Source organism: Sporosarcina sp. P37, assembly GCF_002109365.1.
In the GTDB taxonomy this organism is placed as follows: domain Bacteria; phylum Bacillota; class Bacilli; order Bacillales_A; family Planococcaceae; genus Sporosarcina.
In genome coordinates this window covers 1787558-1804772 of sequence record NZ_CP015349.1, presented here as the reverse complement: position 1 = coordinate 1804772, position 17215 = coordinate 1787558, and the positions used below count along the sequence as shown (strand labels likewise).

The following is a 17215-nucleotide window of genomic DNA, read 5'->3' as shown; positions in this document are numbered from 1 at the left end:
ATGGTTCAATGTATTGCTGCTCCTTGCAGTGATGACTGTAATTGCAGGCTGCAGCAATGCGAAAGAAGAAAAGGCTGTTTCAGATGACCGTGCTGCAGCAAACGAAAGTGCTGAAACAACTGATCAGCGAATTATTGCAGGAACTGTCGTCATAGCAGAAATTCTTGACAAGCTGGATATAGATGCAATTGCTGTTCCTGAGTCAGAAAAACAGATGGCTAAACGGTTCGACGGACTGCCTGCGATCGGCAATGCAATGGCGCCAGATATGGAAATCGTAAAGTCATTGAATCCTACAGAGTTTTTATCCGTTTCTACATTGGAATACGACTTGGAAGACAGTTTTGAACAATTAAAGATTCCTGCGAAGTTCCTTAATTTCCAAAGTGCCGATTCAATGATTAAGGAAATCCGGGATCTGGGAGAACGCTACGACCGTAAAGCCCAGGCAGATAAACTGACAGGGGACTTACAAAAGCGAATTGACGCAGCGGAAGTCGTGGCTGCCAACCGTAAAGGTCCGCGTGTATTAATTTTACTTGGGATCCCAGGCAGTTACTTAGTCGCCACGGAGAACTCATATGCCGGCGACTTGGTCAAACGTGCAGGCGGAACAAACGTCATGGAAGGCCAAGACCCAGAATACTTATCATCCAATACCGAATATTTGCATGACAGCAACCCGGACATTATTTTGCGTTTATCACACGGTATGCCCGAAGAAGTGGTGGAAATGTTCAATGAAGAATTCCAGACGAATGATATATGGAAACATTTTAACGCAGTGAAAAACGGCAAAGTATACGATCTGGATGAAGAGTTATTTGGCACAACGGCTTCTTTGCAAGTACCGGAAGCGTTAAGTGAGCTAATGAAGATATTCTATCGGTAACTCGATGAATTTCGTTGGAAAAGGAAGTCCGTCATGAAAAAAAGAATTAGCAGTTATGTAATTGTATCCTTGCTGCTCGCCGTAACGATCGTTTATTCTGCGGTGACCGGAAGTATTAAAATAGGATTCTTTGAGTTTTTAGGTGCACTTTTTGAACAGGGGAACAGCCAGATGGAAGCGATCCGAGATCTGCGTTTTCCCAGGATAATTGTGGCGATATTTGCAGGAGCCGCACTTTCTGTATCCGGAGTTCTGCTGCAGTCCGTCATGCGCAATCCGCTGGCTGATGCGGGCATTGTCGGGATATCCTCCGGTGCCGCATTTGTGCAATTGTTCATTATTTCATTTTTCCCGGCGCTCTTTTTCATGACGCCTTTATTTGCATTTGCGGGCGGAGCATTTGCTTGTTTTTTAGTATTTGCTTTGTCCTGGAAGTCTGGTCTGAGTCCGCTCAAACTGATTCTTGTCGGTATTGCAATCAATGCCATGTTCACAGGTCTGACCGAAGCGTTCATCAGTTTTGGCGGCTCTTTGAACGTCTCTGCTTCAAGTGTAATAGGCTCCAATTTGACGATGCGCACATGGAGCGATGTCTCCACGATCGCAACGTATGGAACGATAGGCTTAGTGCTGGCATTTGCGCTGTACGGCTGGTGTAATTTACTTGTTTTACAGGACAAGACGGCGAAGAGCATCGGATTTCATGTAGCACGCGCCCGGCTGATTATTGCGGCGGTTGCGGTTTTATTGGCGGCGATTTCCGTTGTTGTGGCGGGTGTCATTTCATTTGTTGGCTTACTGGTGCCGCATATTGCACGGCGTCTGGTCGGTTATGATCATAAGGTGCTCATACCGTTTACCGCACTGCTCGGAGCATTGATCATCTTATTGGCAGACACAGCGGGACGAACGATTGCAGCTCCTCTTGAGATACCTGCCTCAACGCTCATGGCAATTATCGGCGGACCGTTCTTAATATTCTTACTGCGAAAAGAGTGACCGGCTATGGAAATGAAAAGCATTATTGTATCACATGATAATACGACGAATCATTTGGATGGTGTTTCGACGACTATTCCAAGAGGAAAAATTACGACAATCATCGGTCCGAATGGCTGCGGGAAATCTACATTATTGAATGTGCTCTCCCGAAGTCATACGCCAAAGTCAGGCAGTGCTTCACTGGAGAACCGGGACCTGGTGCTGTTTAAGGCAAAGGAATTTGCAAAGAAACTGGCGATAGTCTATCAGCAAAACGAAGTGCCGAAAGATCTGACGATTGAAAAGCTGGTCAGTTTTGGCCGCTTACCGCATAAGACGCTGCTGCAGCGAAATCAGGCAGAAGACCGTAAAGCGGTTGACTGGGCACTGTCCGTCACCAATCTGACCGATAAGCGGCATGATGATTTAGAAGCGCTATCAGGCGGGGAACGCCAGCGCGTATGGATTGCCATGGCACTTGCCCAGCAATCGGAAATACTCTGTTTGGATGAACCGACTACTTATTTGGATATTTATTATCAGATTGAATTACTGGAACTTGTGAAGTCGCTGAATGAAGAACACGGGCTGACGATTGTAATGGTGCTGCATGACATCAACCAGGCGATCCGTTACAGTGATCAGATTATAATGATGAAAAATGGACGGATTGTTGCAGAAGGACCGCCGCGTCAAGTAATTACAAAGGAAGTCATCAAAGAAGTATATGGAGTAAACGCCGTTTTCAAGGAAGACGAAGAACTCGGTCTCTACATGATGTCACTTGGTATTTAGGAGGTCGGCTGATGAAAAAAAGACTGTCGAAACTGATGCCTGTCATTTATCTGGCAACCTTCCTCTGCTCGGGCTACTTGCTCGTCCAGTATTTATACACGTACGTAGAGGCAGCCAGTTCTTTGAAGGAAACGCAGCAGCTCTACGAGACGGCTCTCGAAAGCACAGCGCAAATGAGTGCTGCAGAAGAAGCCGTGTTGCCGGACGAGACGATGCGTCCTCAGTTTGAAGAATTGCACACCGTGAACTCAGATATCGTAGGCTGGATTTCAGTAGAAGGCACTAAGCTGCATAATCCCATATTGCAGGCAGAAGACAATGACTTCTATTTAAACCGGAATTTCACCCGCGAAAACAGCCGCGCAGGCAGTGTCTTTATGGATTACCGCAATGATATTACTGATATGAGCCGCAATACGGTGCTATATGGTCATGCGATGAAAAACGACACGATGTTTGGCAGTTTGAAGAAGTTCGGTGATCAAGATTACGCGGATGAACACCCCGTCATTTATGTGGACACGCTGTATGACGGCTATGATATTGAAGTGTTTGCGGCATACGAAACGACGATTGATTTCTATTACATCGAAACAGATTTTCAGACGGAAGAAGAATTTACAAATTATCTGGATGAAGTGGAATCCCGATCACTGATTGAAATGCCTGTCGAAGTAGGATCGGATGACCGTATAGTGACGTTGTCCACTTGTAATAATTCATTGAACAGTAAAGATAAACGATATGTCGTGCAAGGAAAACTTGTGAAGCGGCAAACATAGACCTATAAGAAAAGGGAGTTGCTCACGCGGGGTGACTCCCTTTCAAATTCTTTAATGATTAGCTGTGTAATGTTACGATAGATATAAAATGATGGGGTGGGGGACGTCATGGATTTAGAGCAACTGCAGGATAAATTGTATGAACATAAATCGTTATTCATTGGAGAAGAGACCGCGTTTCGTTCTGCTGTAATTATTCCGCTGGTTGAAGCGGAAGGGGAGTGGCATGTGCTGTTTGAGGTGCGTTCGCTGACGATGAGGAAACAGCCGGGAGATGTCAGCTTTCCGGGCGGAAAAATTGATGTGACGGATGCTTCACCAATGGAAGCTGCGCTGCGGGAGACACAGGAGGAGCTCGGGATTGAACCAAAGACAGTGCAAGTAGTCGGGGAGCTGAGCCCGTATATCGCGTCCCCGTCATTTGTGGTCTATCCGTTTGTTGCAGTTATTGATTATCACGAAATTATCCGGAGCTACAATAAAGATGAAGTAGAGGAAGTATTCACGATCCCTTTGAAATGGCTGCTTGAACATGAACCGTACATGCATCTGGTTTCGATCGAAACAACCCCGCAGGAGAACTTTCCATTTGAAAAGATCATGAATGGAGAGCGGTATCAATTCAGAAAACATTACTTGGAAGAATGGTTTTACGAATATAAAACGTATACCGTTTGGGGATTAACGGCCAGATTGCTGAAACATTTTATTGAGATTACAAAGAGGTAAAATGGAATGAGGATGTCCTATGAAAAAAAAGAAGTCATGGAAGTATAAACTGCTCGTTAGTTCGGCCTTTTTATTGGTGATCCTTGCAGTCGGTTTTTTTGTTTTTGTCAGTTCTTATTACAAAGCGCAGACCTATGCACAGGAGAGTCTGCAGTCCGATTCGGGCGTGACTGTGAAAGATCAGAAAGAGCTGGTGTTTGAACCGGTTTCAAATGCAGAGAATATCGGGTTCATTTTCTATCAGGGAGCGAAAGTGGACGCTGCAGCCTATGCACCAATGGCCAAAGAAATTGCCAAGCAGGGATACAAAGTAATTATTCCCCATTTGCCGTTCAGGCTGGCTATTTTCTCACCTGACTGGGCTGACAAGGTAATCCGCAATCACCCTGAAATCGATGCGTGGGTAATAGGTGGACATTCATTGGGAGGTGTAATGGCTTCCGATTATGCGTCAAGACATGAAAAAATCAAAGGTCTCGTTTTATTGGCTTCTTATCCGCAAGACACGGTGGATTTGAGTGTAGCACCGGTGCAGGTGCTGTCGATCTGGGGCAGTAATGACCGCGTGGCGGATATCGAAACTATACAAGCCGCCAAGGCTGTGATGCCGGCTGATGCAAAGTTCATCGAAATAGAGGGCGGCAATCATGCGGGATTTGGTGATTATGGTCCGCAAAAAGGAGACGGTAAAGCGTCTGTCCCGAACAAAGAGCAGACTGAGCAAACGTCCGATGCTATTGTCGAATTACTGGATGGCTTACAATAAAAGAATGCAAAAAACTGCAGACAGCCAAATGGCTGTCTGCAGTATACGGTTGAAGAGTCAGTGATTACTTATAATACAGTTAACGTCACATCGACGTTGCCTCTGGTTGCCTTGGAATACGGGCAGACTTGATGGGCTTTTTCGACAAGTTCCTCTAGTTGCGCCTTTTCGATATCTGTCCCTTTGACTTGTAATTCGACTTCAATTTTAAAGCCGCCGTCAGATTCATCTTTGCACAGGCTGACATTCGCCGTCACTTCTGACGTGAATTTAATGCGTTCTTTGCCGGCAACGAGTTGAAGTGCACCGTCAAAACATGCGGCATAGCCAGCGGCAAATAATTGCTCTGGATTAGTGGAGTTTGCTAATTCTTTTGCTCTTTTTGTTCCGGGCATTGCCGTATCTAAATCGATCACCTGGTCGGAAGATACAACATGACCTTCTCGGCCCCCATTGGCGGTTGCTGTGGATGTAAATAATTTTTCTGACATGATATCACTGCTCCTTGTCTGAACTTTTAAGTCTCACTCCATGGTATACCCGGTTTTTCGCCAATTATGTGTATCGTGCCTATTTATTTTTTTGAATATGTAAAAGTCTCACCTATGCGGTGGACAGATGAATTTAATCAGCTGGGAGTGGGAAGAGAGAATGAATAAAAAGGATATTGCAGATATTCGCAAACGCTTTAAATTGGATACAGATCTTTTAACGATTACTGATATTTATCATGTCTATATCCGGCAGGAAAGCAGTGAGATTTATCATGAAGAAAGTCAGGCTTTTGCTTTGCTTGACCGGGAGCAGCAGGAGCTGTTTATGACGAACTTCAAAAAAGTGCTGGGCGGCAAGCTGGGCATGAAACTGTTTGAAGTGAAGTTTGAACGTCAGGAAGAAGATCAGAACGATCACGCGCAGAAATTACTGTATGAAGGATTGCAAGCGGAAGAAGCGGATGAATGGAAAGATGAAATGCAGCACCTTGCGCTGAAAATGGTCAAGGATGTTCAATACGAAAAAGATCTTGTCGTCACGTTTATTCGGGGCCACTATTTTAAAAAGACCAAACGCAACAGCGAAGAAACAGAAATTGACGCACGTGATGAAGTATTTACGACGCCATTTATTTTATGCAGCATGAATCATACAGATTTGCCGAAGCGCTCCATCATCTTTGATTTTCAGGAGCGGGAATTTAAATCGAATACGATGCTGGACCCCATTATCAATCTTGCCTCGCCAATTGGCGGCTTTTTATTTCCGTGCTTCACAGACAATGCGGCTGACGTGAACCATGTACTCTACGCTGCGGGAAAAGCGAATAAACCCGATTACCAGTTCATTGAAAATGTGCTGAATGGAGAAGAAGTAGTGACTGCGGCAGATGATAAGGCTGTATTTGAAGAAATCGTCAAACAAGTAGTTGGCGGCGAAGTGGATACAGAAACTCTCGGCAATGTGTATGAAGCAGTTTATCGGTTAACTGAAGTGGATGAGGAAGAGGAAGAACCGGAAGAGCCGCCAGTCATCGACGCGCAGCAGGTAGAGCGTGTGCTGAAAATGAGCGGTGTCGATTACGTAAATGCGGAAGCCGTTGAAAATGCTTTTCAGACTATAGTGGACGACACAGGCTATGAAATGAAAGCAAGCCACATCGTACCCAGCTACACATCGAAATCCATAAAAATTGAAACAAAAGTCGCGAATATTTCAATCAGTCCGCAAGACTTGAAGTACGTCAAACAAGTGAATTATGACGGCAAACAATGCATTCTGATTGAAGTCGAGGAAGACACAATTATTGAAGGGTTTAAAGTAATCCCTGAAGACTTGCTGACGTAAGCAATTAGCAAGAACATTTATATGCTGCAAAAGTACGGTGAAAACATAAACAGATCAGCCGAGAAGGAACTAAAAAATCACTTCTTCCTGCAAATTTGGCTACATGTAACAAAATTCCGACATTTAACTGCCAGATCCCTTACAAATAAACAAGTCCCTTTAAACCTGGTTATGTTTGATGTATACTATAAAAGATGTAGTAAATGTATGGTCAACTGAGACAGAATTAAGTGCTCCTAGTGCGCGCCATGTATGCTGTGACGCCTTATTCAGGAACATTTACATTTCTGTAAATTTCATATATAAGGAAGGTCAAAATGAGTAATAGACAAACCAAATCAGACGTTATTTTAATAGGTGCAGGTATTATGAGTGCGACGCTTGGTACAATGCTTAAAGAACTAGCGCCGGACTGGAAAATTTCCTTGTTTGAAAAGTTGGATAAAGCCGGGGAAGAGAGTTCGCATGAGCTGAACAACGCGGGAACAGGCCACGCAGCTTTGTGTGAGCTGAACTATACCTCTGAAAAGCCAGATGGCTCTATTGATATCGCAAAAGCTGTCAGAGTAAATGAGCAGTTCCAGCTGTCTGTCCAGTTCTGGTCCCATTTAGTAGAAAAGGGATTAATCAAAGACCCTGAACAATTCATCATGCCGCTGCCTCACATGAGTCTTGTGCAAGGCGAAGAAAATGTAACGTATTTGAAGAAGCGCTTTGAAGCAATGACAGCAAATCCGTTATTCCAGGGGATGGAATTTTCCGATGACCCGGAAAAACTGAAAGAATGGATTCCTTTAATTATGAAGGACCGTAATGTCAATGAAGCAATCGCTGCGACAAAAATCGACTCAGGCACAGATGTGAACTTCGGTAATTTAACACGTGTACTGATCGAACATATGCAAAAAGCGGACGTTGAAGTAAATTACAGCCACCAAGTAGAAGACATCAAGCGTACAAGCGATGGCGAGTGGGAGTTAAAAATAAAGAACAATAAAGACGGTAAACTGGAATATCATAAGTCTAAATTTGTTTTCATCGGCGGCGGGGGCGGAAGTCTTCCATTGCTGCAGAAAACAGGAATCCCTGAAAGTAAGCATATTGGCGGCTTCCCAATCAGTGGTGTATTTATGATCTGTAAAAACCCGGAAGTGATTGCACAGCATCACGCGAAAGTATACGGAAAAGCTAAAGTCGGTGCGCCGCCAATGTCTGTTCCGCACTTGGATACCCGCTATATCGACGGCGAAAAGTCCTTGTTGTTTGGGCCATTTGCAGGCTTCACACCGAAGTTTTTGAAAGAAGGCTCTATGTTTGACCTAATCGGTTCTGTAAAACCAAATAACCTAACAACGATGCTTGCATGTGGTGCAAAGAATATGTCGTTGACGAAATACTTGGTGGAACAAGTGGTGCAAACAAAAGAGCAGCGCATCAATGAACTGCGTGATTTCATTCCTGACGCGAAGAGCGAAGACTGGGAGTTATGGACAGCAGGTCAGCGTGTACAAGTCATTAAAGATACGCCAAACAGCAAAGGTACACTTCAATTCGGTACTGAACTGGTAACAGATAAAGACGGCAGCATCGCTGCGTTGCTTGGAGCTTCCCCGGGAGCGTCCACTGCGGTAGCAGTTATGATTGACCTGATCAACAAGTGCTTCCCTCAGCAAGTAAGCGACTGGGAGCCGAAGCTGAAAGAAATGATTCCTTCATACGGCAAAAAGCTGGCAGAACATCCTGAGCTTTTGAAGGAAATGCACGAGTCTACTTCAAAAATCTTAAAGTTAACAGAAAATGAGCTGGAGACAGAAGCAGTTCATAGTTAATACGCCGAAATAGTGAAAAGCTCTGCCGTGAAGAATTTGCGGCAGAGCTTTTTTCCTGCGCCATAAATTAGCAATATAAAAAACTCTACTGCGTCATATTTCGCGGTAGAGTTTTTCAGCTGTAGCGCTTATTTCACAGCTACAGCACAGTGCTCATCCCAGTACTTCTTAAGTTTATTTTTGCCTTGTTCAATGTCCGGGTGAAATTGAATATAGGCGTTCTTTCTTGTATGCTCTGTATCTTTCATGGAAGTGATCAGTTCATTTTCAAGTGTGCCGTTCTCCAGACTGTTGGCAATAGACAGGCCGGCTGTTTTGCCTTGGCTCATTGCGACTTTGGCACCTTCGATCCCGGTGATGTTGCCCGCTACATATAGCCCGGCAACTGTGGATTCCATGCGCTCGTTATGCAACGGAACATATCCGCCAAGCTCTTCAATGTGATAGAAAGGACATCCGGCAACTGCTGCAAGTTCCGCCAGAGGATACAGTCCGCCGGCGATGCAGACGAAATCTGCGGCGATGATTTCTTCCGTGCCGGGCACAATTTCACCAGCGGCATTAATCGTAGAGATTTTCACTCCCTCTACTTGTCCGTCGCCAATAATTTCTGTGACTGCTTTTCGCAGCATGATGGGGATATCCCACATTTTCACGCCATTCTTAGGGAAGAAAGTGATCCCGAGTTGCTTGAAGAAATCGTTTTTCATCAGCTTGCTTCCCATCTTGATAAATGCAGAAGGCGCCATATGTGAAACGTGCAAAAGGGAGTTCATTACTTCCAATGGCTGTCCGAATTTTTCATTGACTGTATTAGAAACAGGCAGTGTAATGCAGGCAATGTCGATATCCGCCATTTTCAATTCCATGGCAATCGCTGATGACAAGACATTTACGCCGATGATGACGCCGCGGTTTCCCGGTTTGACCCGGTGAACATTCGTCATAACTTGTGCAGCACCGACAGACATGACGCCAGGAAGCGTCCACCCTTTAATCGGGAGAGGACTTTCTGCAGCACCGGTAGCCAGCAGCAAATGCGCAGTTTCATAAATTTCTTCATCCGTATGGACATGCCAGATGCCGTCCATTACTTCAATATTAGAGACAGGCGTGTGGAGTTTAATATCGACACCGAGTTCCTTTGCCTGCCGATGCAAGCTGTCCGATTCCGCGATGCCATTCCACCAGTTGCCGTTTGGCTCTTCGTATAATTGACCGAGTAACCGCCCGCCCGGTTTCATGTATTCATCGATGACCAATACACTATGGCCGCGTGATGCGATCGTAATGGCTGCAGTTAATCCGGCCGGCCCTGCCCCGATGATAATTGTTTTATTTTCCATGATTGGCCCTCCAATCACGCACGTCAGTCCGGAGTTTCCCGCCGCTGACAACGTTCATTCCTTGCGTGACAGGCGTCAGACAGGCCCTTTCGCCCGGTACGCCGTCTACGGTTACCCGGCACTCAAAGCAATGGCCGATATTGCAGTAAATCCCTCTCGGGGAACCGCTTTCTTCGTGATGGCGAAGCGTTCTGATTCCGTTGGCCAGCAGGGCGGCGGCAATCGATTCGTCTTGAAGCGCATGGTATTCAATATCATTGAACGTGAATGTGACGGTTTGTGTTTCATCCAGCGTTCCGAGTACCGGATGATTTGTGATTCGCTGACTCATTCGATTACCTCCCCTAACTTGCCAAAACTTACAGGCCTGATTGGCGGCTGATATTTTAATGTGATTTGTGATTCGTCCCGTTCCGTGCTTTCAAGCGCAATGCTGTCTACGGCGTTGCGGCATGTTCTGCCCCCGCAATATCCCATGCCTGCACGCGTGCGTAATTTCAGTTCCCTCGGCGTGCATTGAAATTTCTCTGCGGTTTCTTTTAAATCGGAGTAAGTGACTTCCTCGCATCTGCATATAATTAGATCTTGATCGGACATGTATGTTCACTCCTTGCTAGTTTACTGCTTAACTAATATGCAAGAATCATGCCAATGAAACACGTTTTAGAAAGGTATGTCCAATTTGTGCATTTTATTGTAGAGGGTGGCACGGGTAATTTCCAGGTTTTTTGCGCACTGCAGTTTATTGCCGTTTGCCTTTTCCAGCTCCTGAACAATCAGCTTGCGTTCAAAATCCTTTACCTGTTCCGCGAACGGTGCACTTTCTGTCTGCACAGTTTTTGACGTACTGTTTACAGGCAGCGGGTGAGTGTGGTCCATGATTTCGGGAGGCAGGTCCTGGACATTGACGACGCCGTTATCGGAAAATACGACAAGCCGCTCAATCGTATTGCGGAGTTCCCGTATATTGCCGGGCCAGCTGTGCTGCAGAAGTGCCTGCATAACGGCTTGTGAAATACTGTTTATCTGCCGGTTATACTTAACAGAAAACTCATAAAGGAAGTAATGTGTCAGCTCGATGATATCTCCCGCCCGTTCACGCAGAGCAGGAATATTCACGTTGACAACGTTCAGACGGTAATATAAATCTTCTCTGAAAGTTCCTTCTCGCACGAGCTCCCGCAAGTCCCGGTTTGTAGCGGCAACAATGCGGAAATCTGCCTCAATCTCTTTCGTGCCGCCGACTGAATAGTATTTTCGTTCTTGAAGAACCCGCAGGAACTTCACCTGCATATCAAGCGGCATTTCTCCCACCTCGTCCAATAGAAGTGTGCCGCCTCTGGCCAACTCAATCTTTCCTTTTTTCCCCCGTTGGTCAGCACCAGAAAATGCCCCTTTTTCATAGCCAAATATTTCACTTTCAAACAAACTTTCAGGAATTGCTCCGCAGTTAATGGCGACAAATGGCGCGTTCTGCGGCTCTCTCAGATTATGGATCGCCTTGGCGAACAGTTCCTTTCCGACGCCGCTTTCTCCGTGCAGTAAGATGCTGGCATCCGTCGAAGCGGCCTTTTTAGTAATCTCCATTGTCTGTTTCAGCTTATCGCTATTCCCTTTTATATAATCAAAAGGATTGTGGCTGGCTGCACTTTTTCGCACTTCTTCCTCGAGCAGGAACAGCTTTTCGGAAGTGGCGTACAGCTCGTCATTCATTCGGATCTGACTCGTTATATCAGTCTCTGATACGACAGCGCCGATGATACGATTCCTGTGATAAATAGGATTGGAGTTGATCAGTACCACAAGGTCTCTGCGGGCATGGTGCTGGGAGTGACGCACAGATGAGCCGTCCTGCAGCGTATGCAGAATCTCCAGATGCTTCGTATCAAAGAAGTCAGTAATAGGCTTGCCGATTACGTCTTCTTCTTTAAGGGAGAATAATGATTCCGCACCTTTTGTCCAATATAATACATTGGCATCCTGGTCAATGACGGTGCATGATTCATCGATCGTATGAAGAACTGTCTGTAAATAAGCGAGCGTTTTTTCGTGCTCTTCTATTAACTTATCAATAAAACGTTCCGCTTCGATATACCCTGTAATTTCACCGCGAGGGTCACGGCATAACAGTAAATCTGCGCAGGCAAATTTTTTGGACATTTCACTGGCTGGTATATCTATAGAAAGAATCGGTGCGTTTTCGTAAAACAGGCCGTCATCCTGCAAGCGTATCTGCCGGTAATGCTGTGAGTGCCGAATAAACAGCTGCGCAGACGGTGAACTTGCCATATGCTCTTTAATAATTTCTTCGTTTGTATTTTCATCAAGGATAAGAAAGTCTTTTTTCATAATATCCGTGATGAAGTGGTGAACATATTTCAACATTTTAGTCACTCCGATGTCAGTATTTTATACAGTGTATATATTACTTTACACTTCTCGCTTGGAAATTCAATAGTTTCAGTGAAATAATTTCTGACAATAAAATAGTTGGGGAACATTCTGTCAACAGTAAGCGCTCCCAAAGACTAAGGGTTTCACAGATTATAAATTGTCACATAACTGTTGAATTAAAAAGTTGGCACGGTTCTTGCATTATATAAAAGTGAATAGGCAATCGAGAGGAGGGTTTCTGTGGAAGGTATACAACACAGCGATATCGTAGTGATCGGCGGGGGAATTATGGGAGCTGCCATTGCGTACTACGGTTCCAAAGCAGGCTTGGAAATTACAGTGCTTGAAAAGAATGAACTGGCAAGTGGAACTTCCTCAAAATGTGACGGAAATATACTGGCAATTGATAAAGATCCGGGTTTTGACAGTCAAATGTCTTTAAAAAGCCAAGAACTGGTTCATCAATTAGATAAAGATCTTGAGCTTTCATTTGAATACCGTAATCCGGGAAGTATTTTAGTTTGCGAGAATGATGCCGAGATGGAAGCCGCAAATCAATGGGTATCCAAGCAGGTGGAAGCAGGCCTGAGCTTTAAGATGCTGGACCGTCAGGATCTGCGAAACGAATCGAAATACTTTGCAGATGATTTATACGGCGGATTGGAATGTAAGACGGATTCTACCGTTAACCCATATATGATGACATTTTCCATGTTTCACAGTGCTGAAAAACAAGGAGCGGTCATTCATAAAAATACAGAAGTAACAAGTATGTCTCGGAATGCTTCAGGTGAGTTTTTATTGGAGACGACTAAAGGGCAATTTACTGCTAAACGTGTAGTGAACGCAGCTGGCGTCTGGGCGCCGCTGATTGGACAGATGCTGGATTTGGATATACCGATTGTGCCTCGAAAAGGGCAATTAATTGTTGCATCGAGACAACAGCCTGTCGGATTACGGAAAGTCATGGAGTTCGGTTACTTGATCTCGAAGTTTGGCGGAGAACGCTCTGTAGATCCGATGACCGAAAAGTATGGTGTGGCACTCGTCTTTGAACCGACGGAAGCGCAGAATTTCTTAATCGGCAGCAGCCGCGAATTTGTCGGTTTCAATACAAAAGTAGATTATAAAGTGATTCGTCAAATCGCTAAGCGTGCATTGCGCTTCTATCCGCAGATGGCTGACATGACCGTCATTCGTACATATGCTGGCTTACGTCCTTGGACAGAAGATCATTTGCCGATTATTTCCCGAGTAGAGCATATTCCTGGTTATTACATTGCGGCGGGACATGAAGGTGACGGAATCAGCTTAGCCGCAGTCACGGGGAAATTAATAGAAGAAATGCTGAATGATAAAGAAACCTGTATCCCGATTGAGCCGCTTCGTCTTGAGCGCTTCAGGCAGGGGGTGTTCCAGTGATGAGATATCAACGAGTGTTTACTACGCTGGATACACATACCGGCGGAAATCCGACACGTACGCTGCTGAGCGGCATGCCGCCATTACACGGCAATACGATGTCTGAAAAAATGCTTTATATGCAGAAAGAGTATGACTGGATACGGAAGTTTCTTATGAATGAACCGCGGGGACACGGTGTTATGTCAGGAGCTATCATGACGGATCCTTGTCATCCTGACGCGGATGTCGGTGTAATTTACATTGAAACAGGAGGCTACTTGCCGATGTGCGGGCATGATACGATCGGTTTTTGCACCGCGCTGATTGAAACGGGAATGGTGGAAGTCAAAGAGCCTTATACAATGATCAAAGTAGATACGCCGGCCGGTTTAGTGGATGTTACCGTAAAAGTGGAAGACGGCGTAGCGAAAGAAGTTACATTCGTCAATGTCCCTTCCTTCTTATTGAAGACTGTGGAGCTGGATGTGGAAAACGTGGGTCATGTCGTTTGTGAAATCGCTTACGGCGGTAACTTCTACGGCATTATTGATGCCCGGACACTGGACCTTCAGCTTACGGAAGATAATGGTGCAGCGCTCATCAGTAAAGGAATTAAGATACGGAACGCAATTAATGCAACACAGGAAATTGTTCATCCGGAATTTCCTTTTATTAATGGATTGACCCATATCGAATTCTACACCGATCCCACTCATCCTGACGCAGATCTGAAAAACACAGTGATTGTACCGCCCGGCGGCATTGACCGTTCACCGTGCGGCACAGGGACTTCTGCGAAGCTCGCAGCACTGCACAGTAAAAATGAGCTGAAAGTTGATGAACGGTTTGTTTACGAAAGCATTGTCGGGACGCTGTTTACAGCACGCATTGTAGAAGAAACAACGGTAGGCGGCGTTGCCGGAGTCATTCCTGAAGTAACCGGTTCTGCATGGATTATGGGAATGCACCGCTTTTACTACAACGAAAAAGATCCTTTGCGGGAAGGGTATCTTCTCATTCCGCCAATGGATCATTGAAGGTGGGAAAACTGAATGATTCTGCAAAAGATGTTTCGCACAATGGACACGCAAGTGTTTGGAGAAGCTTATCGCATAATTGTGCATTCGCCTTTTTATTTTGAAGGCCTGGATGTACAGAGTAATCAACAGAAGGTAGAAAGTCATTTTGAAGCAGAAAAGAATTTATTGTTGAATGAACCCCGCGGACATCGTGGAATGAACGGGTGTATCGTAGGTGCTTCAGCAGCAGCGGATTATCAATTATTGTTTCTTCATCATCAGGCAGCAATTGACTTTAAATACGAGGCCTTGCTTGCCGCTACAGCAGCATTGCTCGAAATAGGGCATTTGCAGCCGAGGGATAACGGACAATATACTGTGGAAACCATTCATGGCGTATGGCAAGTAAAAGCAGCGGCAAGGAAACAGGAAGTAACCGCTGTGACGATAGAAGTGGCTGAAGGGCAGACGGCGGAGAGTGAATCGGACGCTTCTTGTGTGGAGCTGCCGAGCGGTCACAGATTCTACGTGCATTCGTTGCCTGAATCGATTACGTCACTGCAATTGTCACAGCTGTCAGAGATTATGGAGTGGGGAGCAGCACAAGCAAACGCGCTGAAATCACAACAGATAGCTTTCGATGGCATCATCCTAAAAGAGCGGATAGCAGACGCATCCTATCGGTCAGTCACATTTGAGAAGGATGGTTATATCTTACGTTCACCGGGCATTGAAAGTTCAATTGCACTGGCAGTAGGTGAGGAACAGTCCGCAGAGTCATTATCTAATGAAAGCATTTTCGGCAGCAAGATCACGATTCATTCTGTGCCAGGCAAGAAAGGAATATTCTCGGTGGAGGGCGTGCCTTACGTAACAGGTTCTCATGAATTTATACTCGATCCTGAAGATCCATTACCAAAAGGATTTGTCCTAGCCTAAAACTGAATCTAGTAAAACCACAGGGGGTTTTAAAATGGAGAAGAGATTACCCAGCTTGGCCGAAGTATTGTTTGTGTTAATCGGATTTGGAGCAATTATGGTGACGTTTATCGTCGTCTTCGACATTTCCATTCATTTGGCGCTATTGACGACTTGGTTTCTGATTATAGGATTAGGATTGAAGATTGGCTACAGCTATAAGCAAATGCAAGACGGTTTATTAAATGGTGTAAATGATGGTCTGGAAGCTGTCATCGTTCTGACATCAGTCGGCGCATTGATAGGCACGTGGATTGCGGGCGGTATCGTTCCTTCCATTATCTATTACGGATTATCTGTCATTAACCCGAGTATTTTCTTAATGGCTGCTTTTATTATTTGTACGGTAACTTCGATTGCAACTGGTACATCATTTGGATCTGCAGGTACTGCCGGTATTGCCATGATGGCGATTGGCGCAAGTTTCGGATTCCCGCTGCCGCTCGTTGCAGGCGCCGTTATCTCAGGCTGTTATGTAGGGGATAAAATGTCGCCGCTTTCAGATACAACAGTTATGACCGCGTCGCTGTCAAAGGTTGATCTCATCGACCATATTAAGTCGATGTTTACGGTCGCACTGCCGGCGTGGCTGCTATCGGCTGTCTTGTTCTTAATTGTAGGATTCTTCTACAAAGGAAGCGGGGATTTATCAGCTGCATTGAACACCATGGATTCACTCGAAGAGTATTTCAATATTAGCTGGTATATGCTGATTCCGGCAGCGGTAGTAATTTTGTTGCTGGTATTAAAAATGCCTTCCATTCCCGTTATTTTGTTTGGTGCATTTTTAGGAACAATCTGGGCGTTTCTGTTCCAGGGCGCGACGTTCCTCGAAGCATTCAATATTATGTATGCGGGTAATACGATTGAATCGGGCGTTCCGTTTATTGATAATTTATTAAATCGCGGCGGAATTGTGTTTATGCTGGATGTCATCGCACTGATTATTTTTGCTCTGGGTGTAGGCGGTCTGATGGAGCGAATCGGAGTATTGCGTGCAGTAGGGAATTACCTTGGCAAATGGGCAAACAACCCTGGCAAGGCAACGGTAACGACGATGTTAGCCGGACTTCTCGGTAACGCATTCGGCGGCGCGTATGTTTCATTGATTACAGCTACTAAAATTACCGGCGACAACTACGATAAATTGAATATCGACCGCCGGGTGCTGTCGAGAAACTCTGAAGCAGGCGGAACCGTCACTACGGCTATGGTTCCCTGGTCTGACGGCGGCGTATTTATGGCGGCCGCACTCGGAGTATCCACAATGAGTTATCTGCCATTCTTATGGTTTAACTTTTTAGTCATCATCATCTCGCTTATTTACGGGTTTACAGGCAAATTTATCTGGCGGACCCAGCCTGGCGAGCACACGCAAGAGCTTGAAAAAGAAGCAAACAGCGTAAGTAACGTAAGTAAGGTAAGTGACGTAAGTAATGTAACTAACTAAAACAGTAA

General features: G+C 45.3%; 17 protein-coding genes. 12 read left to right on the top strand and 5 right to left on the bottom strand.

Going from position 1 to position 17215, the window contains the following annotated elements:
* Positions 1-31 precede the first annotated feature (31 nt).
* The 6 genes from isdE (at position 32) to SporoP37_RS09345 (ending at position 4945) form a co-directional block, all read left to right on the top strand.
* Complete coding sequence (gene isdE / locus SporoP37_RS09370; RefSeq protein ID WP_231293343.1) at positions 32-892, top strand: heme ABC transporter substrate-binding protein IsdE; 861 nt, start codon at positions 32-34, stop codon at positions 890-892.
* Positions 893-925: 33 nt separating this feature from the next.
* Positions 926-1891: a FecCD family ABC transporter permease gene (locus SporoP37_RS09365; RefSeq protein ID WP_085430802.1), complete on the top strand. Its 966-nt coding sequence runs from the start codon at positions 926-928 to the stop codon at positions 1889-1891.
* 6 nt (positions 1892-1897) lie between these two features.
* Positions 1898-2668, top strand: a complete 771-nt coding sequence (locus SporoP37_RS09360) for an ABC transporter ATP-binding protein (protein WP_085430801.1) — start codon at positions 1898-1900, stop codon at positions 2666-2668.
* A gap of 11 nt (positions 2669-2679) precedes the next feature.
* On the top strand, positions 2680-3450 hold the full coding sequence (srtB, locus tag SporoP37_RS09355; protein ID WP_085430800.1) for a class B sortase: 771 nt from the start codon (positions 2680-2682) through the stop codon (positions 3448-3450).
* 108 nt (positions 3451-3558) lie between these two features.
* Positions 3559-4179 carry an NUDIX hydrolase gene (locus SporoP37_RS09350; protein ID WP_081243408.1) on the top strand — a complete coding sequence of 207 codons (621 nt, stop codon included), beginning with the start codon at positions 3559-3561 and terminating at the stop codon, positions 4177-4179.
* Positions 4180-4198: 19 nt separating this feature from the next.
* Complete coding sequence (locus SporoP37_RS09345) at positions 4199-4945, top strand: alpha/beta hydrolase (protein WP_085430799.1); 747 nt, start codon at positions 4199-4201, stop codon at positions 4943-4945.
* A gap of 68 nt (positions 4946-5013) precedes the next feature.
* Here SporoP37_RS09345 and SporoP37_RS09340 read toward each other — a convergent pair whose 3' ends face one another.
* Positions 5014-5436, bottom strand: a complete 423-nt coding sequence (locus tag SporoP37_RS09340; RefSeq protein ID WP_081243406.1) for an organic hydroperoxide resistance protein — start codon at positions 5434-5436, stop codon at positions 5014-5016.
* Between the two features lie 160 nt (positions 5437-5596).
* Between SporoP37_RS09340 and SporoP37_RS09335 the strand changes: the two genes are divergently transcribed.
* On the top strand, positions 5597-6787 hold the full coding sequence (locus SporoP37_RS09335; protein ID WP_085431745.1) for a DUF4317 domain-containing protein: 1191 nt from the start codon (positions 5597-5599) through the stop codon (positions 6785-6787).
* A gap of 317 nt (positions 6788-7104) precedes the next feature.
* On the top strand, positions 7105-8616 hold the full coding sequence (locus tag SporoP37_RS09330; RefSeq protein ID WP_085430798.1) for a malate:quinone oxidoreductase: 1512 nt from the start codon (positions 7105-7107) through the stop codon (positions 8614-8616).
* Between the two features lie 128 nt (positions 8617-8744).
* On the opposite strand, the gene SporoP37_RS09325 is transcribed toward SporoP37_RS09330, so the two are convergent.
* The 4 genes from SporoP37_RS09325 to SporoP37_RS09310 form a co-directional block, all read right to left on the bottom strand.
* Positions 8745-9962: an NAD(P)/FAD-dependent oxidoreductase gene (locus SporoP37_RS09325; RefSeq protein ID WP_081243404.1), complete on the bottom strand. Its 1218-nt coding sequence runs from the start codon at positions 9960-9962 to the stop codon at positions 8745-8747.
* On the bottom strand, positions 9952-10293 hold the full coding sequence (locus SporoP37_RS09320; RefSeq protein WP_081243403.1) for a (2Fe-2S)-binding protein: 342 nt from the start codon (positions 10291-10293) through the stop codon (positions 9952-9954). The genes SporoP37_RS09325 and SporoP37_RS09320 overlap by 11 nt, the downstream gene beginning before the upstream one ends.
* Positions 10290-10559, bottom strand: a complete 270-nt coding sequence (locus tag SporoP37_RS09315; RefSeq protein WP_081243402.1) for a (2Fe-2S)-binding protein — start codon at positions 10557-10559, stop codon at positions 10290-10292. Before SporoP37_RS09315 ends, SporoP37_RS09320 begins: the two co-directional genes overlap by 4 nt.
* Positions 10560-10625: 66 nt before the next feature.
* A complete protein-coding gene (locus tag SporoP37_RS09310) occupies positions 10626-12347 on the bottom strand; it encodes a sigma-54 interaction domain-containing protein (protein WP_085430797.1) in 1722 nt (573 codons plus the stop codon).
* 297 nt (positions 12348-12644) lie between these two features.
* On the opposite strand from SporoP37_RS09310, the gene SporoP37_RS09305 reads away from it, so the two are divergent.
* The 4 genes from SporoP37_RS09305 to nhaC are packed head-to-tail and all read left to right on the top strand — an operon-like array spanning position 12645 to position 17207.
* Positions 12645-13778 (top strand): NAD(P)/FAD-dependent oxidoreductase, encoded by a 1134-nt coding sequence (locus SporoP37_RS09305; protein WP_369821974.1) that lies wholly within the window; start codon positions 12645-12647, stop codon positions 13776-13778.
* Entirely contained in the window at positions 13778-14797 is a 1020-nt protein-coding gene (locus SporoP37_RS09300) for a proline racemase family protein (RefSeq protein ID WP_085430796.1), read from the top strand. Before SporoP37_RS09305 ends, SporoP37_RS09300 begins: the two co-directional genes overlap by 1 nt.
* A gap of 15 nt (positions 14798-14812) precedes the next feature.
* Positions 14813-15718 carry a proline racemase family protein gene (locus SporoP37_RS09295; protein WP_081243399.1) on the top strand — a complete coding sequence of 302 codons (906 nt, stop codon included), beginning with the start codon at positions 14813-14815 and terminating at the stop codon, positions 15716-15718.
* Positions 15719-15752: 34 nt separating this feature from the next.
* Complete coding sequence (nhaC, locus tag SporoP37_RS09290) at positions 15753-17207, top strand: Na+/H+ antiporter NhaC (RefSeq protein WP_085430795.1); 1455 nt, start codon at positions 15753-15755, stop codon at positions 17205-17207.
* Positions 17208-17215: the final 8 nt, after the last annotated feature.